The organism is Anaerosolibacter carboniphilus, assembly GCF_014205875.1.
Taxonomy (GTDB): Bacteria; Bacillota; Clostridia; order Peptostreptococcales; family Thermotaleaceae; genus Anaerosolibacter; species Anaerosolibacter carboniphilus.
Genome location: NZ_JACHEN010000033.1, coordinates 35,236 through 59,564 on the forward strand (window position 1 = coordinate 35,236; position 24,329 = coordinate 59,564).

Genomic DNA, 24,329 nt, shown 5'->3' on the forward strand with positions numbered 1-24,329 from the left:
CAATAGTATAATATGTCCAACCTTCCATGAGGTTACAGATATAGAATCTATGAATATATCAGTAACACATAGAATACATGCTACATATCTTTGAATACGTAAATTGAAAAGAGAATGATGAAGTGGAGATAGCGACAAATATACATTTCAAAATGCTTATTTTTTAGAATATAAAAAAAGTCGTGGGTTCATTAAACAACAGACCCACAAACTTTTTTACAGTATACCTAGTATAGTATTTTTTATTATTTGCGAAGTTGAATGTATATTACATTCATATATATCTACATAATAGGCGAAAAATTCTATTTGCTATTTATCTTCTAACACTTCTGAAAGCAAAGGACATTCGTCTCTAAGCATCGAAAGGAAATCTAGATCATGGTATTTTCCCCTTGCAAAGAATGCTTTTCTCATGGTCCCTTCATAGATAAAACCACATTTTTCTGCAGCTTTTCTAGCTGCCACATTTTCACTTGCAGTGCAAACCTGAAGTCGCTGAATAGGCTTAAGGGCAAAAACATATGCACAAAAAATTTTAATTGCCTCAGTACTGTAGCCTTTTCCACGGTCTTCTTTTCTATATATCTGGCAGCCTATCTCATATCCCTCACTATCACCCATTCCCTTGAAGAATGTGATCGCACCCAGGACGCAGTCATTCTTATCGGTTATTAGCATACGTCCAAAATCATTTTCCCAGAATCCTGCATCTGCATAATGCTTTTGTATTTTCGTTTCATGGTATAAATCGATTCCCAAGTATTCTCCCCTATGATTTAAGTCATTCATCAAAGTAAGCATTCTTGGAATATCTTTATCCTCAATCAACCTTAGGTTTATCTTCCTTCCCTCTAACATACCCTAGCTCCCCTCGCCTTTGTAAATATAATTATCCTTATCTGGTATTATACACTATAAATCTGTATTTTCCAATTTATTGAAGCCACAATCTTCACCGTATACTTCTTGTTGCTATTTTATTATCATTCTAAATATACTAAAACTAAAATAAAAAACTCTAATCTAGGATTTCTCGACTTAAATCACTATTTGTATGTTTATAGAACACCAGCATGTATCGTTGTACCTATTATTAAATACCTATTCTGCATAATGCTGTTAACCCGATTTCTAGAATGAATTCTTTCCTGCCTTGAACTTCTCCTAAAATTGAAAAGTAATTTCGCTGACTCTATAAAACCGATTTTCCTGTGAGTTTTATTGATAGCAAGGTGTTACATATTTCGAAAAGAGCATGATGAACCATATTACATAAACAATGTCTTCTTCATCATTATGAGCAAAAATACGAAAAGTTTGCGAGTTCGCTGAACAACAAACCCACAAACTTTTTACAGACGCTCCAAAGAGTATCTAGGCTTTCTTCTTAGATCTAGCTTATCTGTACTTAGCTCCATATTTCTCCAGCATTTCAAGCTAGTGTCTTTCCGGCTGAGTATATGTATTAATCTTCCTAACTCTCCATTTTGTCAATCTTAGTTCTAATAATTCTTAGCTCTTCAATAATCGCTGCTAGCCCACTCTCAATTTTATTCATTCGTTCATGCTCATTTCTTTCTCTTGCCATTCTCTCTGTTTGAGACTGTCCGTAATCTTTTAGGTAAGGGTTGTTGTAAATGTTTGACATTAAAATTCCTCCTTCATTAATATACAAATATATTTTAAAAATGATCTAATATTTTTCTTATTTACCCATAATAATTATTAATTAACACTTTTTCCAAATTACGTGGTAAAATTTTATAAAAACAAAAAGCTTCTACTGATCTGTATGAAAATAGATCCAAGAGCAAGCTCAATGACAGGCTACTACTTAGTCTCTTTTATGCCTCCATAGCATGTAGCCTTCATTTACTACGGTTAACGTATCCTTATAGTTAAACGCAACAGCATAACCCTGCTTCTTTAATCTATTTATTGGTGAAGTAACTCCTGTCTTAAGTTTGGCTTGTGAGTTTACTCAGTAGACGACCTACAAATCTTCTTTGACCTTTCATTGTTTAAGCAATCAATTACATTACTAAATAAAACAAGGGCGGAACGAATAGTCCAACCCTTGTTCATTCTTGATATCTTTACCTAATACTAACTATTTTCACAGACCTTGTCACGCCCTGTTTGTTTCGCTTTATACAAGGCAACATCAGCCTTCTCCATAATTTCTTCTAATCTTCCTACAGTATCTGGGTAGGTTGCAACTCCTATAGAAACAGAAATTTTGATGACGTTATCATTTCCTATAGGAAATTTATGCTCTTTTACTGCATCTCTTATCCGCATACCTATCTCAAAAGATCGAGTTCTATCACAATCTAAAAGCAAAACACAAAACTCTTCTCCTCCTACTCGTCCAACAATATCGAAATTTCTACAATTCTTCTTCAGAATATCTGCAAATTCTCTCAAGACTACATCTCCAACAGGATGTCCAAAAGTATCATTAACCTTTTTAAAATGGTCTATATCAATCATTAAACAGGACAGCTTCTCACTATTTTCCTTTACTCTATTAAAGCTTATATTCAGTAAATTATCAAAGCTCCTTGTATTATTAAGTCCTGTAAGAAAATCTTTTGTCGAATCTTTTCTGTAGATTCTATATAATGCATTAGATCGCTGTGTATATTTCAATAGATAGTATTCGAGGGTTCCGGCACATACAACTACTATAGCAAATTTAAATATCATTAAATAATGACCCTCTATATTCCTCAGTAAGTAAAGAAATGTTGTAACTAAAATAACCAATGCAACAGCAAGTTTCACAAACCAATTCTGCTCATATGTCTTGAATTTCTTATTGATGATATGAAAAGATACTACATACAAACATATATGGACTACAGCAAAAACGGAGGACTGATTTATTCCAAAGTAACCTACACGATACAAAACAATGATAAATCCTGTTACTATGGTAGATATCAGACCACCCATACTACTCACCATGATCATTGATAAAGCCCGAAGGTCCAACAGCGTATTGGTTCCAACAACCTGTATTGTATAGACCATCATTAATATTCCTAGTATTCCGCCACCAATTCCAATTAGTACCTTCCAATAAGTTTTGTTAATTAGGCTTTCTGGAACTTCTTTTAAAATATGTCCACTGACAGATGTAAATGAAATCAGCAAAAGTACATTAATAAATAAATCGTTTACCATTGAAAAGCCTCCTATATTTCTTTCACTCCTCAAAATTATATCCCAATCGTCAACCATTTCCAACAATGAAATCAAATTTTCATTTACATAATATAGAAAGATTGAGCTATACTCTATGCACAAAGCTATCCTTCATTTACTTTTGTCTATTTTTCCACAACTCCATAAAATTTTTCTATGTCTATAAGCTTACTTATGTATGTTTTAACATTTTTCTTTATTCTAATTTATGGCATAGTCAGTTACTCCGATGGTTGGGATATCCTTATATGACGCTAGCTCTTCTTGAAATCATAAAAAGTTTGTAGATCTAATAAATAGCAGACCCACAAACTTTTTTAAAGTCCCTTAAGATTCAAACACGACCGTGTAGAAATTATCTCCCAATGAAAACTTGGAAATCATTTTTAATCCATTATTGCTGCATATTTCTTCTACATATTCTTCAGATATTCTATGCTCCATTGGTGGTCCCATTGGTGTTTTTCTTTTATGAAACTCTATGATCATAAGCTTTCCTTTTGTCTTTAAAATTCTTATTATCTCATTCAGCATAAAGTCTTTATTTTTTATTTCATGTAATACTGTCACCATTATGGCCATATCACATATATTACTCTCTACAGGAAGTATGTCTGAATCAACTTTCTTTACTTTGAGGTTTTTAATATTTCGTTCAGCCATTCTACTTGATAGTACCTCTATCATTTTATCCGATATTTCAAGGGCATAAACATCATCATTACTTATTTCTGTAGCTGGGAAAGAAAATATACCAGTACCTGCTCCTATGTCGCAAAGTTTCATTCCCTCTTCAAAACCTACTCTTATTAGCGTAGTCCTTGGGTTTAATTCAGATATTCTTACAGGATTTTCGAATTTTACTACTCTGTTATCGCACATATAATCAAGCTCCTTTGAACACTCCCTCTTTTGTACTCCCCCATCCCACCGGGTGTGGATCTGGTATTATTGTATTTAATTTTTCTTAAACTGTCAACCTGTGGAAAATATAAAACTACATTAAAGATAAATTTGTAGGCTTTAATACGTGTAGAAATAGTCTAAAATTATTCAAAAAGTTTTTCCACATTTTCTACATAGATTTCATTTAATTCTTTTGTAGGACAAAACTCAGCTGCATTTTGGGGAAGTGCTTGAACCGTTTTCAAATATTCTGTTACATTCATATCATCATTCATTGGATAAGTATATCCCAGCTTTTCAGCCACCACACTACCGATCTTTCGTATAAACTTATCTGCTTCAAAAAGAGTATGCCACATCTCATCATAATCAATAGTTGGATACAAAGTTATGAATTCATTATATATTGACTCTGGTAAAAACCGTTTAAACCATTTGCCACATTTTCCTACATTTATATTCCAGTCATAATTTATTCCTATGTACCATGATAAAATTGTACGTATACAATCTATTAAGATTACATCAAACATATATTTTGCAAGTGGCAATTCATCTCTCCATATTGCTTTTGCTATATAGGTTTGAATCCACCAAGCTTCGTTCATCAAAGTATCATATTCTTTCTGCGCTGGTTTTTTTACATAGTAAGTGTAATCATTCGGTAAAGGTAATGCAGGGATTATATTATCTTTGTCTAGCAATATTTTCGTAAGGGAATCTTCTTTTATTACCTCGTCTACTTTCATGACATTTTTAAAGCTAAGATCTATTCTAACACCCTCCTTAAATTGCATAAGAAAAACATATGAACCATCTTTAAAATCATTTTGCTGAAAAATAATAAGTTCTCCAAATCTTTTAATCCAATTGGGATTTGTTTTATAGCTTATATCTTCAAAATTCCTTATAAAAAAGGTAACGTCGTAATCCTGCATAATATCTCTGATTACATTAGGATTAACCCTTGAACCATTAAGTGCAACTGCTCTAACGCTACTCTCTTCCTGAGCAAAATCTAATATTTGTTTAATAAGCGTACTTTCTTCCCTCAAATTTTCACCACCATTCTATGTAGGATCCCATGAAAATAGATCGATCTATTCTCTAAAAAATCTTTAGCATTATTTTAGCAAATCGTTTATCCAAGAGTAACATTCATCTAGATCTTTATCAGAAATTAAATCTGATCTATGTTCAAACATAATTTTTACATGCTTGTTTTGTAATTTAATTTGTCTTATATACTTCTCGATCGGTGCCCATCCATCCTCTGGTTTTAGTCTAGGTAAAGCAGGATAGTGCCTATTGTCAATGTTTTCGTTTACTCTTACATTCCAAAGATGAACTATTTCTGTAAAATTGGCGAATTTTTTAATAATATCCATCGCACTAAATTTAGTATCTATTTCATCCTGTAGATGGAGTCTCCCAAGATCAAGACAAATTCTTATATTTGGAAATAAACCTAACTGTTCTTCAATAAACTGTGTTTCATAGACATACTGATTCAATGCATCCAGTTCTAAAACAGGCATAAAATTATATTGTCTTCCTTTTTCAGACAACCATTGAAATAAAAAGGAACTATTCTTCTTAAACTCTTCGAGCCTATATTGTGATTCAAATACATACTCACTAGGATCTGCAAAGCGCCAATTATTCCAGCTAACAGTCTCATCTAAAATTACTGGTTTTGGAAAATGAAAAAGAATATATTTGGGATTTACTTGCTTTTCTTTAATATAGATAAATTCATTTTCCATAATGTTAAATGTATTGCTTCTTATTTCTTCATCTAAAGATAAAAATTGCGGATCTCTAAGTCTAGAAATTCCAAATCTTAAAGGAAAATGAATTCCAATATTGAAATCACCTTTTTCTGCTTCTGCTACTAAGTATTCTACATCATTTTCATTCTCAAACAAACAAGCTTCTATCCCATAAAAATTTTCTTTAAAATCTCTAGCAAACTTGCTATAGTCAAATTTTCCGTACTGACCAATCATAAAATTCTCCACAAACCATCTTCCTTTCTTGAAGCAAAATCATATTTAGTCTCTATTCTATGTATTCCATATTTTTCCTTCACAAACATGTAATTTAATATTTTCATCGGTAAGTTTATAGTCTACCGAGCGGGTATGGGATATCTCATTGTGTATGGTTTGATCTAGTTTTGGCAAGTGTAGTTATTTATAAAATGATTTTTATACTTTACTTGGTATATTTCAATTTTAACTAGGATAATATCATTAAAAAGTTTTTATTTGTCTTGCTATCTATTCTACTTTGAACTGCTTAGTCATATTCTAAAGACTTTCTGCCATGCTTTGAAGTTCTTGAGCAGTTGTACTAATTTCTTCCATTGTCCCAACTTGCTCCTCAATGCTTGCCAGTACACACGCTTATCCTTGTATCTCTGTTATTATTTATTACTTATATATTTGAAGCTTAGGCACGATTCATATATACTTAATTTAGTATATCTTTTACGATAAGCAGGTGAAAAATTTGAGAAGTTTACGACAAAAGTTCTCTATGATCTATCTTTGTCTTGTTATAATAATTGCCCTCGTAGGCATGATTTCTGTATTTAGCTTCTATGGTCTTACTAAGACGATAGACGGGTTATTGACCGATAACTACAAAAGCTTAAAAATCATAAACAACATGATAGAAGCCCTAGAAAGACAGGACAGTGCCATATTAACCTATACTAGTGGCAATCTCGAACTCGGTTTGAAAGATTTCAACTCAAATATTGATAAATTCCTGATGTGGTACTATAAAGAACAGAATAATGTTACAGAAGCCGGTGAAAAAGAACTCGTTGCACAGATTAAGGACCATTATATGGAGTACATTAATTCCTTCGACCAATTAACTAGTATGGCAGATGAAAAAAATCAAGAGCAACTCATGGAATACTATACCATTTCAATCCATCCTATTTTTTTATTGCTTAAGGACGATTTGCAAGCATTATGGGATCTTAATGAGACTGCCATGTTCCATGGAAAAGAACGTACAGCACAGAATGCTCAGACTTCTACTTATCTGGTTCTAACTGTTTCCTTGATTGCAGCCGTTGGCGGTTTTTTAGTTTCTAAATTCTTTGCCAATAAATTTACTCGACCTGTAGAACAACTAACAGAATCCATGAAAGAAGTTCAAGCTGGAAATCTTGATACACGAATTGACATCGTATCAGATGATGAGATCGGACAGCTTTCGAGGGAATTTAATAAAATGACAGATAGACTTTTGTCATTTGAACGTAGTACCTTGGGAAAGGTAATGATGGAGAAAAGTAAGTCCCTAGCCATCGTTAGAAGCATCGCTGACCCTTTAATGGTTTTAGATAATGAATATAAGATAATACTCGTAAATAAAGCTTTTGAAGATATTTTTCAGACACAAGAGGTAAAAGCATATAAAAAGCATTTCCTCGAAATTGTTAAGATAAGTGAATTATATGATTATATTTCATCTATACTCTCTGGGGATGATATGCAAAATAAAGAAAACATCTTCTATCACGAGTCAAACAACACATATTATTACTTTAATGTAATTATTAACAAAGTTAAAGATATAGAGTCGAAAATGAATGGCATCGTAGTTCTTTTTCAGAATGTAACGGAACTGAAAGAACTTGAAAAAATGAAAACGAATTTTATATCCACGATTTCCCACGAGTTTAAAACACCGCTCACATCCGTTATGATGGGTGCAAGCTTATTGGCAGACTGTAATATCGGTAGCCTCAATGAAACTCAAAAAGATGTCCTATCTTCGGTGGAAGAGGATTGTCAAAAACTAGCGAATTTGGTGGATGATTTGTTGCATTTAGCTAAACTAGAATCTGCAAAATATGTATATGATATGGCACCCGCTGAAATAGATCGTATTATTAAAAACGCCATTAAGCCATTCTATCAACAAGCAGAAAGTAAGGCTGTAGAATTGTATTATTCAATTGAGCAGGATTTACCTAAAGTATATGTTGATCAAGAAAGGATCACTTGGGTTCTCAACAATTTAATTGTCAATGCTCTTAAGTATACGAAATCAGGTGATAAGATCTCTATAATAGCGTATATCCAAGATGATATGATCCATGTTGCTATAGAAGATACCGGAATAGGTATTCCTGAAGAATATGTAAATAAGATTTTTGAGCAGTTTGTCCAAGTTGAAAATTCCGATCTAGAGATAAGAGGAACAGGCCTCGGTCTATCCATTGCAAAAGAGATTGTACATGCCCATGGTGGAACCATATGGTGTGAAAGCACGCTTGATGAAGGCAGCTGTTTCACCTTTACATTGCCTATTTTTACAACAAATATTTAGTTAAATATCAAATCAAATAAAATTACCAAAGAAAGGTGATTTATCCATGAAAAAAGTGCTTGTAGCCGATGATACCAAAAACATTAGAAGCTTATTATCTACCTGTCTTAAACATGAAGGTTTTGTCGTCGTAGATGTAGAAAATGGTGAGGAAGCCCTGGAAGCTTTTCATAGAGATGTGTTTGACTTGGCGTTTTTAGATATTAAAATGCCCAAGATCAGCGGTACAGAGGTGCTTCGTCGAATTAGAGAGCTTGGCATTCAAACACCCGTTATTGTCATAACGGCCTTTGCAACCATCAAAAACGCTGTTGAATGTACGCAATTGGGAGCCGTTGCTTATTTACAAAAACCATTTACAACCAATCGAATAAAACAGGTCTTAGCGGAAATAATGGAAATGTCTAATCAACATGCTACAGTTGACGATTTGCTGCAATTGAGCAATGAGAAAATCAACCACGGTAATCTGGAAGGTGCACTGATTATCCTTAAACAAGCACTGTCTATGGAGCCAACTAATTCTAAAGTTTATGAAATGCTGTCAAAAGCCTATGGCCTTTTAGGAAATGTAGAAAATGCTGAGAAATTTTCTGCAATCTGCAAATTATTGAAACAAAACGAACAACTATAGAAATAATTTCGAATCTATCATGACATTAAAACTCCTAATGCTTTCGCATCAGGAGTTTTGATTTAAGATATTAACTTTTCTTTTCAATTTTCTGGATATCATTGTTGTGACCTACAACCACAATGATATCATCATGACTTACAACGTCTTGTGCACTTGGGGAGATATTTATCTCTGACTTTTGCTTGATTGCCATGATATTTACACCATATTTTTCTCTCATGTCAATATCTTTTAAGTTCTTACCAATCCACTCTTTCAATGGTGTTATTTCAGCAATACTATAGTCAGGAGCAAGCTCAATATAGTCTAAAATATTTGATGAAACCAAATTGTGTGCCACTCTCACGCCCATTTCCCTTTCTGGCAGTACGACTCGATCTGCACCAGTTTTATAGAGGATCTTTGCATGAAGTTCATTTTGTGCTTTAGCAACTACATATTTAACGCCTAACTCTTTTGTCAATAGCGTAATCAAAATAGAAGATTGTATATCTGACCCAATGGCAATAATAGCAACATCAAAATTTCTTACCCCGAGAGATTTCAATGAACTCTCCTCTGTCGCATCCATTTGTACCGCATGGGTGACTGAATCTGCCAAGTCTTGTATAACATCCTCATCCTGGTCTATGGCCAATACATCGTGACCAAGTCCATAAAGCGTTCTAGCTACACTGGACCCAAATCGTCCACATCCAATTACTGCATATTGCTTCATTTTGCTCCCCCTATCCTACAATTACTTTTTCTTCTGGATATCTATAATGTCCTTTGTTTCTTAGTTGCTGATTTGCCAAGGCTAATGCTACTGTTAATGGTCCCACCCTACCAGCAAACATTGTAAATGATATTAGTAATTTGCCTATATTCGTTAAATTTGATGTAATTCCTAATGACAGTCCTACTGTTCCAAAGGCTGAAGTCACCTCAAAGAATATCTCTAAAAAGCTAGGTCCTTTTTCTGTAATAGATAGCATCATTGTAACAATTATGACAAGTGTTCCAGCTAATCCAATGATCGCCAGAGACCGGCTGACAATTTCCCGGGGAATTCTCTTTTTGAATACCTCTGTATCCGCTTTACCTCTTATTTCAGAAATAATAGTCCATAAAATTACACCCGCTGTAGTCGTTTTAACACCCCCGGCAGTACCAGCTGGTGATCCACCAATGAACATGAGTACAATGGTAAAAAATATTGAAGCCATGGTAAGTTTATCCGTTGGCAATGTGTTAAACCCTGCTGTTCTTGGCGTTATAGAATGAAAACCAGCCGAGAGTAATTTTCCTTTTAATGTTAATCCAGCCATTGTATCAGGATTACTGTACTCCAACACAAGAATAACAATAAATCCTACAGAAAGCAATATGCCTGTAATCAATAAAACCAGCTTCGTATGAAGTGAGAAGTTTTTGAAACTTTTTTTGTTCCATACTTCCATAACAACTGCAAATCCTAATCCACCTAAGATAATCAAACTTCCTACTACAATATTGATTAAAGGATCTTCCACAAAAGGTGTTAAACTTCTAAAGTCCCCTATTAAATCAAAACCAGCATTACAAAAAGCAGAAATCGAATGAAACACCCCATAGCCGATCCCCTTGGCCAAACCGTAAAGAGGAATAAACCTTATAGATAGCAATAATGCCGCTACCCCTTCTATGGAAAAAGTAGTGATGATTATTTGTTGCGTTAATCTTACTACACCAGCCGTACTAAACTGATTTAACGCTTCTTGCATAACCAGTCTTTCTCTCAGCATGATTCTCTTTCCTAAAACTAAGGCTATCAGTGTGGTCAATGTCATAAAACCTAGCCCACCTATTTGAATGAGCAGCAATATAATTACTTGACCAAAGATCGTCCAATATGTGCCAGTATCTACAACTACAAGTCCAGTGACACAAACAGCAGAAGCAGAGGTAAAAAGTGCGTTAATAAAGCCTACACTTTCACCATTTTTCGATGCTATAGGCAAGTTTAGCAATATCGCTCCAATTAGAATCACTGCAGCAAAACCCATCACTAGCGTCTGCGCAGGATTTAGTTTGATATCTTCATGTTTTAATCTAAAGTCTATTGTAAACACCTTACTTTCCATCCCTATATTTCTTTCAAGCCATTAACTCATCTAAAATTTTCGTTTTACAATAATTCTTATATCCTTGATGATTTTCAATCCTGCGAAGAATACCACTAAAAATTCTAGCCTCCCTAACAACATTCCTACAGTTTCAGCCCACAAGACTACTTTTGGAGCATCGAAAGCCGTTACCCCTACAGACAGACCCACTGTACCTAAGCTTGAGGCATACTCAAACATTGAGTCCTGTAAAGAGTATCCATGAGCCAGCAGGATAAGCACACCTACTGCATAAGTAATCATGTACAACATCGCAAAGTTAGATATCTCTAAAGCATGATCCTGGGACACATAGTATTTTCCTTCCGGTCGAATGACATAATTTTGTCTTACCACATTTTGAGGAAGCAAGTAGCCTTTGATATTCCATACAAGGGATTTCAGCATGATATACACTCTATACTGCTTTAGTCCACCAGCCGTTGAGCCTGCTCCTCCACCAATAATCATCAGAGCAATCATAATAAATATTGCAAAGCTGTCCCAATCCCCATAGCCTACCGTTGAAAATCCTGTTGTAGTCAAAGCTGATGTGAGTTCAAAAACAGCTACCCGAATCCCTTTGCCTACTGCATTATACAGTTTAATCAGTGAAAAAAAGGCGGTTAATGGTATCGCTATTGCCAGAGCAAAAAACATAAATCTTATTTCACCGATTTGAAAAAATCTTTTTACTTCGCCCTTTAAAAGAACATAATGGGCAGCAAAGTTTGTCGTACCAAAAAACATCAAAATTATAGTAATCAACTCTATCGGCAAACTCTGATATGCACCAATACTAGCAGGCTCTGTTGAAAAACCTCCCGTTGAAACTGCTGCAACCGCATGATTGATGGCATCAAACCACGGCATTCCTGCTATAATGTATAGGAATGTTCCAGAAGTAATATAGCCTATATAAATAACCATAATTAGTTTTGTAGACCTGGCTACATTGGGCAGCAGCTTATCAGACCTTCCCTCTGCATGATATAATCCCAATCCATGGGGTCCTATAATGGCAGACAGCATGATCACAGCAAGACCCGCTCCACCAATAAACTGCATAAGGCTTCTCCAAAGCAAAAACATGTGGGAGGTCTTTGTGACATCGACCACAGAAAGACCTGTGGTTGTCAATCCACTAACAGCCTCGAATATAGCTTGAGTAAAATTCAATTTGCCAGACAGAATGAAAGGCATCGCAGAAATTATGGCAGCACTACACCAGGCCAATAGGACGATAACGCCACCCTCATGTAAGGTCAGAGTAGCATCTTCTCCATACCTCATGATCCTTCTCATGCCATATCCCAATACAATTGCAACCAATGACGGCACAACAAAGTAGCTAATCTCATTTATTTCCGTTCTGTAAATGGGCAGCAACAGCAGCGGTAGCAATAAAGCAAGGCCAATCCCCATAATAATCGTTCCTACATAACCAATAATCAATTGATACCTTTCCTTCAACTGTTCTATATACAGCACATTAATCGGTCCTTCCTCTTAGTGTTTTTAATACTTCAGACTGCGCCATCGGAAGACATAGAATAATCAATTTGTCATCTTCTTCAACTGTTGTATCTCCTCTTGGAATCACTGCCTGTCCGCCTCTGATAATACAGCCTATAGTCGCATCCCTTGGAAACTCAATTTCTTTAAGCTGTTTACCAACGATAGGGAAATTTGTGCTTATCTCAATTTCCATTGCCGCAACTTTTCCCTCTTCAATAGGAAATAGATTCGTTATATCATCAATAGAGATCTTTTGCTCTATAAAGGAAGAAATAATATCTGCTGTACTAATAACATTGTTAACACCCAATTGTTTGAATATGTCGATATTCTTGGGATCATTTACCATGGCAAAGGTCTTTTTGACCTTGAACATCTTTTCTGCAATCTGGCAGATTACCAAATTATTTGGATCTTCCGTTGTCATGGCAATCACAATATCAGCATAGGCGGCGCCTGCATCTTCCAAAATATAAGGTTTTGTTCCGTCCCCATGGACAATGTTTGCCTGATGCATCCGTGCCAACTTTTTACAATAATCTGCATCATGATTGACAATGGTAACACTGTATCCTTTCGAAACAAAAGATTTCGTCAGGAAATGCATTCGTTTCCCTCCGCCTACAATAACAATATTCATTCTAGATCCCCCGTTTCTTCTCCTATAATAGTATTTCTTAATGCTTCTGCTGAAAGAATTGTAGGACAAAGGGTGTCAATGCCTAGTTCTTCATATACCGGTTGCCTTGAAGGCTCAAATAAACGGGCAATGACCTTTGGTACTTTATATATTGTTTTTGCAATTTGCGCAATCATCAGATTGGTATTATCATCGTTTGTGGTAGTAACAACAACATCTGCTTTATCTATTTTTGCCCTTAATAGCGTATCAATTTCAACTGCATCTGCCTCAATTGTAAATCCGCTATACTCGTCGGATAATCTATGAAAAGCATGCTCATCCTTATCGATCACGACCACGCTCTTTCTCGCCTTAGACAAAAGCCTTGCCAGATGTGAACCCAATCTACCACAACCTATGACGATAATATATTCGTCTCTATCCTGCTTAGTTTTCACTTTCTTCATCTCCTAATTCCATACCTTTTTGTGAATATTTCCATTGGGCAGTTCTCTCTAAATTTTTTGTAGCAGCCGAGTAACTCGGGTCTAGTGCAAGGGCAGCGCGATAATGCATCTGTGCTTTTTGAATTTCTCTACGATACTCTGCAAGGATGCCAAGCAAATTATGGGGTTCAGGTGCACTCACATCCATTATAATCGCTTTTTTTAAAAATTCTTCCGCTTTGCTATAAGTGCCCTCAATGATGCATTTCTTTGCAAATCCGATGTTATCTTTAAATGTTTCAAGGGTTTCTTCTTTCAATGTTTGTCTCTCCAGAACATCTTTTACAATATTTCGTATCTCCTCTGGTGTAAATGGCTTGCTAACAAAATCAATAGCCCCAAGTTTCATAGCTTCTACAGCACGTTCAATCGTTCCGTAGGCGGTCATCATAATGACATCTATTTTATTGCCTCTCTCTCTGATCTTTTCTAATACCTGCATCCCTGTTAGCCCAGGCATCTTAATGTCTAATAACATTAAGTCATAATGAGCAGCCATAACCTTCTGTAATGCTTCTTCCCCATTCACTGCAATATCGATTTCATATCCTTGCTCCTTAAAACAATGAGTTAAAGTCATCCTTATATTTTTTTCATCATCAACCACTAAAATTTTTTTGCTCATATTATTGAACCTCCTTTAGATATTTGTCTAATATTTCTTTTATTTGATCCGGTGTAAAGGGTTTTGTAATATAATCGCTTCCTCCTACCGCTAATGCTTTTTCAATATCTTCTGTTTGCGTTTTTGCACTCATGAAAATGATTGGAATATTCTTCGTTAACGCTTCATCCTTCAATGCCTCACAAACTAAATATCCATTCATTTTAGGGAGTACAATATCTAAGAATACCAAATCAGGCATATATTCTAGTGCAATATCTAAGGCCTCAATGCCATTGGTTGCTACTTGGATGTCATATCCATTTTTCTTCAGATACATTTTCAGCGTTAAAATAATATTTTTTTCATCATCTACTATCAATATCTTTTTCATATCATGTCACCTTTACCTTATCTCCCTAAACTCAAAGTGAAATAGAAAGTACTACCTTCACCCAATTGGCTCTTAACCCATATTTCGCCACCGTGGGCATTGACAATTTCTTTGCTGATTGCCAGCCCTAAACCTGTACCTCCTGGTGTTTCTCCATTGTCATCCTTCACCTGAATGAATTTCTCAAATATTCTCTGTTGATAGTCTTCTGGGATGCCTTTTCCATTATCTGAAACACAAATCAACATCTTATTGGCAGTTTCACGGGCAGATATTACAATTTTTCCTGTTCCGTCTGTAGCTGTGTATTTTAGCGCGTTACCAATAAGATTTGTTAAAACCAATGAGATCTTATTAAAATCCGCTTTGACTTTTGAAAGTTCCTCCCTCATATCAAGCTGGATATCAATTCTTTTATCTTTTGCAATCATATGAAATGGCTTTGATGCGTTTTCTGCAATGTCTTTTATACTATAGGATTCAATATCCATCTGAATTTTACCCGATTCTATTCTCGAAAGATCCAGCAAATCGCTCACCAAATTTTTAAGTCGATCACTATCTTCCTGAATGACTTCCAATAACTCTCTCTGATCATTATTGATGGTACCTGGTGTTTCATCAAGCAAAAGACCCACCCCCATTCCAATGGATGTTAGTGGTGTCCTAAACTCGTGGGATACCGTAGAGACAAAATCTGATTTAATTTGGTCAACCTCCTTGAGTTTTGTAATATCTTGCAAGAGTGTTATAAAGCCTATATTTTCCCCATCTCTTGTCCGGATCGGTGTTACATTCAAGCGATAGTGTTTCTTCCCATTTCCATTGTTAACAGTTATATCCGTATACTTTTTATAATGCTCCATACTATCTGTGCTCTTAACCTTATCGATGATATTAAATATATCCTCTCTCTTGATCACTTCGAGAAAATGCTTATTTAATACATCTTTCTCTCGGATACCCAGTGCCGTTTCCGCAGCTCTATTTACCAATAGCAGTTTGTGCTCATCACTGGTAACAATGATCCCATCACTGATACTTTCAACGATTGCTTCAGCTTTTTGTTTTTCATCCATCAACTTTTTTACATTTAATTGATCAAAAGATTGTAATTTTTTTGCCATTACATTAAATTCCTGAGCAAGTTCAGCGATTTCATCCTTACCACTAATATCAAGCTGCTGCCTGTAATCTCCCTCCGAAATTTTCCTAGTCTTTTCAATAAGGTTATATACCGGATTGACAATTTTATTGGTTAAGTATATTGCAATAATCAAACCAATTAATATGGTAGCTGATGAAACCATAATTGTATAATAGGAAGCATTCGTAGAAATGCTGTGGGCTGCATCCTTTCGTAAAATCATTCCCTCTTGATTTAAATTTTGCAGACTTCTACATGCATCCTTTGTTTCTTCAAACAATGGTAGAATTTCATTATAGTAATATATTCTTGCTTCACTAGCCCCCTTATTCGCTTGTATCTCCACCAGTACTGTGAATTCGTCAATATATCTACTATATAGCGTGTGGATTTGATCAAGATTCTCTTTCTCTCCAGGCTCCGTAATATTATCTTCAGCTCTAGATAACCACTTCAAAAACTCTATTTCATTCTCTCTAAAATTCTTGGTAGCCACTTGATCTGACGAAAACATATAGGCCAATTCAAAACTATCCTGTCTTTCTAGGGCTACAATCATATTCTGTGCCGCAACGATACTCCTATAGTTCGACTGCATAATATTCTCAATAGAATTGCTCAGCCTGTTGAAGGTAGTTACCGACCAAACGCTGCTAATTCCTAAAACTGCAAATATGAGAAGAAAAGCACCAATGATTTTAAATTTTATTCCTTTTTTCATATTCTCACCTTCATGCACAGTCATATATTATATTGTTTTCCATAACAAAACAAAAAAACCATAGAGATCTATGGTTTTAACTAAGCCTAGGTCTCTCCTTCAATGCCTACGAGGTTAGCTGTCGGGCTCGGGTTGAAAGAGTTACCCTATCCTTTCGGAATTCGCCCCATCGTTTGGGTCCCCCGCTTCAAATTTGAATTAAGCAATTACGTTAAGATTATAGACCTCTAGGGCAAAATGGTCAAATTCAGCCCTTTGACATGTAGTAAATCTTCCAATATACTAATCTTGATTGAGACGAATTATATAGGAATTTCTCCATAATGTTCTATAAAGCGCCCTCATTCTATAGGTATTAGTACCTTCATCGTTTTCTAGTTTTTTGAATTGTTTTATTCCCATCGTTAACTACCCTTTAGCTACTCAAGTAAGTTCATCCAACGTATGTATTCGAAGGATTCGTGGGAATTGTTCTATTATGCAAAAGCGCTGTAAATTCTTCTGGAGAAACTGGCTTGCTAAATAAGTATCCCTGTACTTCATCACAATCACTATCTTCTAAAAACTCTAGCTGTTCTATCGTCTCCACGCCCTCAGCTATGATTGACATTCCCAAACTATGAGCCATACTAATGATTGCACAAATAATGGATTCATTGCTTGCACTCAATCCAATATCTCTAATAAAGGATTTATCAATTTTCAAATTATCTGAATCAAATTCTTTGATGTAACTCAAAGAAGAGAATCCTGTTCCAAAATCATCGATGGATATTTCAATTCCCATCTCTTTAAGCTCTTGAATAGTTTCCACAGTCCTTTCTGTATTCTGCATAATTGTATTTTCAGTGATCTCAAGTTCCAACATCCTTGGCGTTAATTGCGTTTCAAGAAGAACCTCTCTAACAATGTCCACCAGGCCCTCTTTTTGAAATTGTACAGCCGATATATTAACTGAAACCTTAAAATCAGAATACCCATTATCATACCATTTCTTGGCTTGTTTACATGCACTATATAGAATCCATTTTCCTATTGGATGTATTAATCCTGTTTCTTCTGCAACCGGAATAAATTCTACTGGAGATACTAATCCTAATGTTGGCTGTTTCCAACGAAGTAGAGCTTCTGCCCCCACTAGTCTACTGGTTTTTAAATTGATCCTTGGTTGATAGACAATAAATAACTCTTTTTTCTCTAATGCCTTACGTAAGTTATTTTCCATTTCGAGTCTTTCAAGGGCTCTCTTATTCATATTCTCAGTATAGAATTTATAGTTGTTCCTACCATCTTCTTTTGCACGGTACATCGCCGTATCTGCATTTTTAATTAGTGAATCCATATCGTTTCCATCATAGGGATACAAACTAATGCCTATACTTGTAGATACATAGATCTCATGTCCATTAATATTAAACGGCTCTCTAAAAACATCTATGATCTTTTGAGCAAGTCTAGATATATTTCCTTCTTCAAACACTTCAGGGAATACTATAACAAACTCGTCTCCACCCATACGTACTATCATATCATCCTCATGGACTACTTGTTTTAATCTAATAGATGTTTGTTTTAACAGCTCATCTCCAGCCGCATGCCCCAGGGTATCATTAATCAATTTAAAACGATCAAGGTCTAAAAACATAATCGCCATCATTCTATTGTTGCGATAGGCATAGGATATTAAAAAACTCAGTTGTTCCTTAAAGAACGCTCTGTTCGGCAACCCAGTCAATGTATCATAATAAGCCATATAGCGAATTTGTTCTTCTGCCGCCTTTAAATCTGTGATATCAATTGCAGACCCCACTACTTCAACAACTTGCGTATGATTTATAATTGGAGATAAAGAAGTATAGTATGTTTTTCCTTCATACTGCAATTCAAAATGACACATTTGACCTTTAAACGCATTCGTAAAATAATCTATTATATTCTTTAGGGTTTTCTCCCGGAAAATATCTGATAGTTTTCTTTCAAAAACCATATCTGTATTCAACCCGAACTTCTCCGCCAATTTTCCTTCAAATAGTGTAAAGTATATCTCGTCCTTATCATTTTTTTTACACTTATATACCAGATTCTGCAAGCTTTGAACTGTTTGCTTTAAATCATTTCTTAAGAGCCTTTGAATTTGTTTTTCATCTTCTGCTCTTTTGATTGCACCACCGATGCTTGCTGCTGCTGTATAAAGAAGGGCAATTTCTGAGTTGGTCCATTCTCTATTCTGTGAACAATCATGAAATCCCAATGCGCCCCAAAAAGCATTATCAACGAATATTGGTACCACTACCAGCGTTTTTACACCTTTTAACTCCAAAGCTTCTCTCTCGCTGACAGGCAAATCACATACATGATCATTGATTGCGTTGCCTGAGGATAATATATCATACCACCTCGTAATACCCTGCCTTTCATGGCTAAATTCATGCAAGTCAGGATGGTCAATTATTGGTTCTATGTTTTTATTACACCACTCATATTTCTCACTAACTACCTCTTTTTTGGTAATAGAATGAAAGTGATTCTGAAATATATAGGCTCGATCCGCCATTGTCGCCTTGCCTAAGACCTCTAAGGCTTTGTTAAAAGCCTGATCTTGCTCCATAGTTGTCAAAAGAATAGCCGTTGCATCAGCAACACTCTGCAGTAACCTTTCCTTATTCATCAGTTCTTGCTCCATTGCTTTTCTTTTTGTGATATCCATTAGTGTTCCCGATGTGCCAACGATGTTTCCTGCATTGTCTAGGGTAAGTCGGGCAAATACCTCTATCCAGCAGTATTCTCTGCCCTTTGCTAAATAACGTATTTCATGCCTACAGTATTCCTTTTCCCTCTTAATTAATGGTTGAAACAATGCCATGTTTTTTTCTCTATCTTCTGGGTAAACGAACTCAATAAAATTCCTTCCTAAACTCTCATGAACACTATATCCTGTAACTTCAGCCCATGCAGGATTTAAGAAAACCCATAACCCATTTGAATCCGTTTGAAATACTACTTCCTTAATATTATTTACAACTGACTCATATTGCTCTTCTGCCTTCATTTTATTTTCACTGACTTTTAAATATTGTCTTATAGAATACACCGAAATCATAAGAATAGGAATGGCAAATATTGAATCTATTACCACATCAAATGTTACCTTAGCGAATGGTAGTATTTTCTCAAGATAATTTTGCATATAGTATCCTGTTACTTCGATCAAAACAATAAGTATTACTGTCGAAATAACTACAGAAAAAGGATGCTTTATCATAAATTTAATGATATTAGAACAATTATTTCTATCTTTGTTCGTTGTGTGACTAAGTTTCATATCTTTTTTGATCATCATTTTAGCTCCCTGTCCTAGGATCATTTGAATATCGCTTACTACAAAAAAGGCACCTGCTTTAAGGTGCTTTCTTATGAAAGAATAATCTTAAAATACGTCTTAATTTGACAATCTTAGAATCAAGAATTCCTTAGATCCATGGCTTTGCATCCTTCTCTTTCAGTGAGTTTGCTAGTATCATTATTATAAAATCGGTATATTTCCACTTTTGTATAAATAATCGGGTAGTTTATTTGCTTTCTATCGCAATATAAGTATTAAATCCTTAGGTCTAATGGCTTGATATTTACAGTTCTTTCACTCTATTTTCTTAATACTTATAATTCTACAACATGCTATCGTTTCCTTCTAAAAGTTGACATAAAACTACATTTATATGAAAAAATATGTCAAAATGCTGACAGTCGTTGAAAGCTGATCTTAAATGTATCACCTTATTTTCAATAGAAAACAATAATCTCCTTACATGTGTCAATGACAAACATCGATTATGTGCTCGGTATAGGGCATCAGAAAAGAGTCATCAAATACCCCGATGACTCTTTTCGTAGATTTATTGATTTGATATATATTTTCTTATACCTTAAATTGATTCGACATTGTTTGTAAGTCCTTCGATAATTTTTCTAAATTCTGACTAGCAGAAGATATCTCCTGCATTGCCGCAGTCTGTTCTTCTGTTGCTGCAGATACATGCTGTATCTCTTCCGACACATCTTTGCTTTTTTGCTGAATGATATTTGTCGATGAAGCTATATTTTTACTTGTCTGGGCAACCTCATTGATAGATACGGTTATATAGGCAACTTGATCATTCATCGTATTTACAAAATCTATAATTTCGCTTAATGCTCTTCCAGCATGCTTTACAGTTTCTGCACCCGTTTGCACAATCACATTATCTTCATTTACTACTCGGTTTGTCTCATCCAATTTATATTGAATTTCATGAATCAAATTATTAATCTGCATTGTGGATTCTTTAGAGTTTTCGGCAAGTTTTCTTATCTCATTTGCTACAACTGCAAATCCTTTGCCTGCTTCTCCTGCTCTGGCTGCCTCTATCGATGCATTGAGAGCCAACAGATTGGTCTGTTCTGCGATCGATTGTATTGTTTTTAGAATCTCATCCATTTTGGCCGAACTTTTATTGATTTCATCCAAAGACAAATTCATTTTTTCACTGCTTCTTTCTAAATCTGTCATGCTTTCCATTGCGTTTTTTACTTTTTCTTCACCCGTCAAAGCACTTTTATTGGCTTGCTGGCTTGAATGATTAATGCTTTCTGTGTTCTTCAAAACTTCTTGTATACTGGCTGCTACTTGTTGTATTGCCGATGTGACACTTAACACTTCTGTTAACTGTTCATCTGCATTTTTTGCCACTTCTGAAGAAGAAATAGCAACGCTCTCCGATGCATCTGCTGATTGTTGAGAGATTTTAGACAGCACCACCGCTGAGTTTGCCACTTGTTGTGCCAGATGTTGTGAAGAACGAATTAGTTCCTTTAAGCTTCCAGCCGTACCCAATAAAGCATTTCCTAACTTTTCTTCAGCGGTACTGACAGATTGCATATCAATTGTAGTGGTGAAAACCCCCATAAATTCCTCTTTTCTATAATAAGGAACTGCCAGTACAATTGCCAATTTATTTGTTGTTTTTGAGATGACTATATCAGAAGTTTGGGGTCTACCTGTCTTTTTCGCATTCTTAAAATATTCTCGATCACCATTATATACTAAGTTTGTTCCTAAAGAGTTATATATTTGTTGCCCTGATGTATCCGTGATGAAAAATACAGCTATTTCTTTATATTTGGATAACATTTGCTTTTGTTTTTCATGAATTATTTCTATATTATAGTTGTTTTTATAATAGATTTTCGTCAACTGAATCAAAAGTTCTTCAATTCTATCTAGATTTCTTTTGGTACTAGCACCTATGGAAATGTCTATACAGAGATTGCCTTTTGCCATTTCTTCTATGGCATTTACTAGACTCTCTGTTTTTTTGCGTCTTCTTGTATTTGTATATAAATCGAATACGAAAAGTAAAAATATATACATTGGAAAAACGGTATAGACTAGGTTTGCATCGACAGTTTCAAAGTTCCTAATGATTGGAAATATAACAAAAGGCATCCAATAGATTGAGTACTTAATCAAGATAGAAAACAATTTTGGCATGGCAAGTTTCTCTCCTTTATTTGGATAATTTCAATGATTCATTGCTAGAACAGCAAGTACAGAAATAAACAGTATCACAATTTCAAAAGACATTTTACATTTCTCGACCTTTTTCTTGCATTTTGCCAATTTTCTACACAACTTTTATTACTATTTCGACATTTTTAAAAAACTTCCTTCACAATCTTTCATAAAGAATTTTCTATATGTCTTTATTGCACAATATTCACCTGTCATCAGTGTTCTTCATCAAAAATAAATTCTTGAAATTATTCCATGGCTTAACATGATATGCCAGATAATTAAACAGTCTTAATAATGACAAAAATAGCAAACACTATGAGACCAATATTCGTTAGGTAACTCATAGTGTCATTTAATAGCCTTTATTTATCTCATACAAGCAAATGAAGCTCCAAGTAATCGTCAGCTTCTCTCGATGCCCTTATGTTTAAAAACATGAAAATCTATACGTCCATGCTAAGCCATTTTTCTCCTGTAGTCTTAATCGCTATTGCTCCCAATGGAGCCGTTATAAGGATGGATAATACTGAAATCGCAAGGATGATATCTCCTGATGGTATACCTGCTGCCAATGGTACCGCCCCAATAGCTGCTTGTACCGTTGCCTTAGGGATATAAGCAAATACACAGAAGAATCTTTCCTTCCAGTTCAAGTTTGTTCCTGCCACCGACACTAATACTCCAATACTTCTGGCGATGAGTCCGATTGCAATAATCATGAGGCCTATTAGCCCTGAATCCAGCGCTACGTAAATATTTACTTGGGCACCAACGAGAACAAATAACAACAGTTCAGCGAACACCCATATCTTATTAAACTTTTCAGCCAGGCGGTTTGCCACCTTGGGCTGTTTCTCCAATATAATAAATCCAATGGTCATTACACCCAAAAGACTTGCTATGGGTATAATATTCTTTAATGCATCTTCTAAGCTTGTAAGAACAATGGCTGTACCTAAAATAATGAGTGCTTTCTTCGTATCACGAATATGAAAGCTTTGAAAGATGGTAACGATGCCTACAGCTATAACAAGGCCTAGCAAAATGCCTAAAGCGATAGAAATAGGTATATCTAAAACCTTTCTTGCCACATTAATATTGCTGCCCCCATATAATCCCAAGAAAGTAGAGAATAGCGTAATCGCAAAAACATCATCAATCGAGGCTCCTGCCAATATCAATGTTGGAATTCCCTTTTTTTCTCCCATCTTTCTTTGGATAAAACTAAGCATTGATGGCACTACCACGGCTGGGGATACCGCGGCTATAATAAATCCCAACATTCCCGCCTCTACCTTTGTTATTCCAAGCAGATAGCTGGCAGTCAGCAGAATAGTAAAACCTTCAAATAAGCCTGGAATGCAGCTCATCTTGATTGCAGGTACCCCCACTTTATTAAGAGTTTCTTTTTTGATGCCCAACCCAGCCCTAAGTAAGATAACAATAAGTGCAATTTTTCTTAACTCCGATGAAATATTAAGTATATCCTTTCCGATGAAATCCAATCCATAGGGACCAATCACAACTCCCAAAATCAACATGCCCAATAAACCAGGCAGCTTGAGCTTGTCAAAAACTTTGTTTGCTGCTAACCCAAGTAAAATAATTAAGCTTAGACTAAGTGCCATACCTTACTGCCTCCTCTGCAAATATGCTCTTTCCTATGCTACAGAACATAGTTAAAAAAACTTGACAAAAACACAAAAAACTCCTACTAAGGCTAGTATAGCCGAAGTAGGAGCCATTAATTGCACTTCATGCAATGGTTAAAGGCGAGCTCCATCACCTATCATTCTGTATCACGATTTAGTAACAATTTCTATTATACTACAACTTAACGATTGGTCAATAGCATTCATAGACTAGAATTCATCTACGACATATCCTTCTTTAGGTTGTTAATAAATACAGACCCTTGTTGGGTCTGTATTTATTGAGACTGTTGACAAAGTCCACCCGAAAGGGTGGATATTTTTTATGTGTCAAAAAGGGATTACGAAGTTAATGTAGAATATATAAAGTGAGGTG

At 35.2% G+C, this 24,329-nt stretch carries 19 protein-coding genes and 3 riboswitches; of the genes, 2 read left to right on the forward strand and 17 right to left on the reverse strand.

Going from position 1 to position 24,329, the window contains the following annotated elements; all coding sequences use genetic code 11:
* Positions 1–312: 312 nt before the first annotated feature.
* The 6 genes from HNQ80_RS20800 to HNQ80_RS20825 all read right to left on the reverse strand — a co-directional run bounded on the left by HNQ80_RS20800 (position 313) and on the right by HNQ80_RS20825 (position 6,140).
* Positions 313–861 (reverse strand): GNAT family N-acetyltransferase, encoded by a 549-nt coding sequence (locus HNQ80_RS20800; protein WP_184312621.1) that lies wholly within the window; start codon positions 859–861, stop codon positions 313–315.
* A 616-nt stretch (positions 862–1,477) separates the two neighbouring features.
* Positions 1,478–1,651, reverse strand: coding sequence for a hypothetical protein (locus HNQ80_RS20805; protein ID WP_184312622.1), 174 nt, complete (start codon positions 1,649–1,651; stop codon positions 1,478–1,480).
* Between the two features lie 458 nt (positions 1,652–2,109).
* Positions 2,110–3,192 carry a GGDEF domain-containing protein gene (locus HNQ80_RS20810; protein WP_184312623.1) on the reverse strand — a complete coding sequence of 361 codons (1,083 nt, stop codon included), beginning with the start codon at positions 3,190–3,192 and terminating at the stop codon, positions 2,110–2,112.
* A gap of 348 nt (positions 3,193–3,540) precedes the next feature.
* Positions 3,541–4,095 carry a class I SAM-dependent methyltransferase gene (locus HNQ80_RS20815; protein WP_184312624.1) on the reverse strand — a complete coding sequence of 185 codons (555 nt, stop codon included), beginning with the start codon at positions 4,093–4,095 and terminating at the stop codon, positions 3,541–3,543.
* 167 nt (positions 4,096–4,262) lie between these two features.
* Positions 4,263–5,174: an aminoglycoside 6-adenylyltransferase gene (locus HNQ80_RS20820; protein ID WP_184312625.1), complete on the reverse strand. Its 912-nt coding sequence runs from the start codon at positions 5,172–5,174 to the stop codon at positions 4,263–4,265.
* 69 nt (positions 5,175–5,243) lie between these two features.
* Positions 5,244–6,140 carry a sugar phosphate isomerase/epimerase gene (locus HNQ80_RS20825; protein WP_184312626.1) on the reverse strand — a complete coding sequence of 299 codons (897 nt, stop codon included), beginning with the start codon at positions 6,138–6,140 and terminating at the stop codon, positions 5,244–5,246.
* A gap of 493 nt (positions 6,141–6,633) precedes the next feature.
* Between HNQ80_RS20825 and HNQ80_RS20830 the strand changes: the two genes are divergently transcribed.
* On the forward strand, positions 6,634–8,475 hold the full coding sequence (locus HNQ80_RS20830; RefSeq protein WP_184312627.1) for an ATP-binding protein: 1,842 nt from the start codon (positions 6,634–6,636) through the stop codon (positions 8,473–8,475).
* A gap of 46 nt (positions 8,476–8,521) precedes the next feature.
* A complete protein-coding gene (locus HNQ80_RS20835; protein WP_184312628.1) occupies positions 8,522–9,109 on the forward strand; it encodes a response regulator in 588 nt (195 codons plus the stop codon).
* A gap of 70 nt (positions 9,110–9,179) precedes the next feature.
* Here the strand turns inward: HNQ80_RS20835 and HNQ80_RS20840 are convergent, their stop codons facing one another.
* The 11 genes from HNQ80_RS20840 to HNQ80_RS20890 form a co-directional block, all read right to left on the reverse strand.
* Complete coding sequence (locus HNQ80_RS20840) at positions 9,180–9,830, reverse strand: potassium channel family protein (RefSeq protein ID WP_184312629.1); 651 nt, start codon at positions 9,828–9,830, stop codon at positions 9,180–9,182.
* A gap of 10 nt (positions 9,831–9,840) precedes the next feature.
* Positions 9,841–11,217 (reverse strand): TrkH family potassium uptake protein, encoded by a 1,377-nt coding sequence (locus tag HNQ80_RS20845; protein WP_184312630.1) that lies wholly within the window; start codon positions 11,215–11,217, stop codon positions 9,841–9,843.
* A gap of 30 nt (positions 11,218–11,247) precedes the next feature.
* Positions 11,248–12,711 (reverse strand): TrkH family potassium uptake protein, encoded by a 1,464-nt coding sequence (locus HNQ80_RS20850; protein WP_207727133.1) that lies wholly within the window; start codon positions 12,709–12,711, stop codon positions 11,248–11,250.
* Positions 12,712–12,730: 19 nt separating this feature from the next.
* Complete coding sequence (locus HNQ80_RS20855) at positions 12,731–13,396, reverse strand: potassium channel family protein (RefSeq protein WP_184312631.1); 666 nt, start codon at positions 13,394–13,396, stop codon at positions 12,731–12,733.
* Positions 13,393–13,836 carry a potassium channel family protein gene (locus tag HNQ80_RS20860; RefSeq protein ID WP_207727134.1) on the reverse strand — a complete coding sequence of 148 codons (444 nt, stop codon included), beginning with the start codon at positions 13,834–13,836 and terminating at the stop codon, positions 13,393–13,395. The genes HNQ80_RS20855 and HNQ80_RS20860 overlap by 4 nt, the downstream gene beginning before the upstream one ends.
* On the reverse strand, positions 13,826–14,509 hold the full coding sequence (locus HNQ80_RS20865) for a response regulator (RefSeq protein WP_184312633.1): 684 nt from the start codon (positions 14,507–14,509) through the stop codon (positions 13,826–13,828). Before HNQ80_RS20865 ends, HNQ80_RS20860 begins: the two co-directional genes overlap by 11 nt.
* A gap of 1 nt (position 14,510) precedes the next feature.
* The gene (locus tag HNQ80_RS20870) at positions 14,511–14,882 is read right to left on the reverse strand and encodes a response regulator (RefSeq protein WP_184312634.1); all 372 of its coding nucleotides are present in this window, start codon (positions 14,880–14,882) and stop codon (positions 14,511–14,513) included.
* Positions 14,883–14,899: 17 nt separating this feature from the next.
* A complete protein-coding gene (locus tag HNQ80_RS20875) occupies positions 14,900–16,750 on the reverse strand; it encodes an ATP-binding protein (protein ID WP_184312635.1) in 1,851 nt (616 codons plus the stop codon).
* A gap of 88 nt (positions 16,751–16,838) precedes the next feature.
* Positions 16,839–16,965, reverse strand: a riboswitch (cyclic di-AMP (ydaO/yuaA leader).
* Positions 16,966–17,183: 218 nt separating this feature from the next.
* The gene (locus tag HNQ80_RS20880) at positions 17,184–20,087 is read right to left on the reverse strand and encodes a bifunctional diguanylate cyclase/phosphodiesterase (protein ID WP_184312636.1); all 2,904 of its coding nucleotides are present in this window, start codon (positions 20,085–20,087) and stop codon (positions 17,184–17,186) included.
* A 98-nt stretch (positions 20,088–20,185) separates the two neighbouring features.
* A riboswitch (cyclic di-GMP riboswitch) is annotated at positions 20,186–20,273 on the reverse strand.
* Positions 20,274–20,666: 393 nt separating this feature from the next.
* The gene (locus tag HNQ80_RS20885; protein ID WP_184312637.1) at positions 20,667–22,277 is read right to left on the reverse strand and encodes a methyl-accepting chemotaxis protein; all 1,611 of its coding nucleotides are present in this window, start codon (positions 22,275–22,277) and stop codon (positions 20,667–20,669) included.
* Between the two features lie 467 nt (positions 22,278–22,744).
* Positions 22,745–23,929, reverse strand: a complete 1,185-nt coding sequence (locus HNQ80_RS20890) for a cation:proton antiporter (RefSeq protein ID WP_184312638.1) — start codon at positions 23,927–23,929, stop codon at positions 22,745–22,747.
* Between the two features lie 100 nt (positions 23,930–24,029).
* A riboswitch (Fluoride riboswitch) is annotated at positions 24,030–24,097 on the reverse strand.
* Between the last annotated feature and the right edge of the window lie 232 nt (positions 24,098–24,329).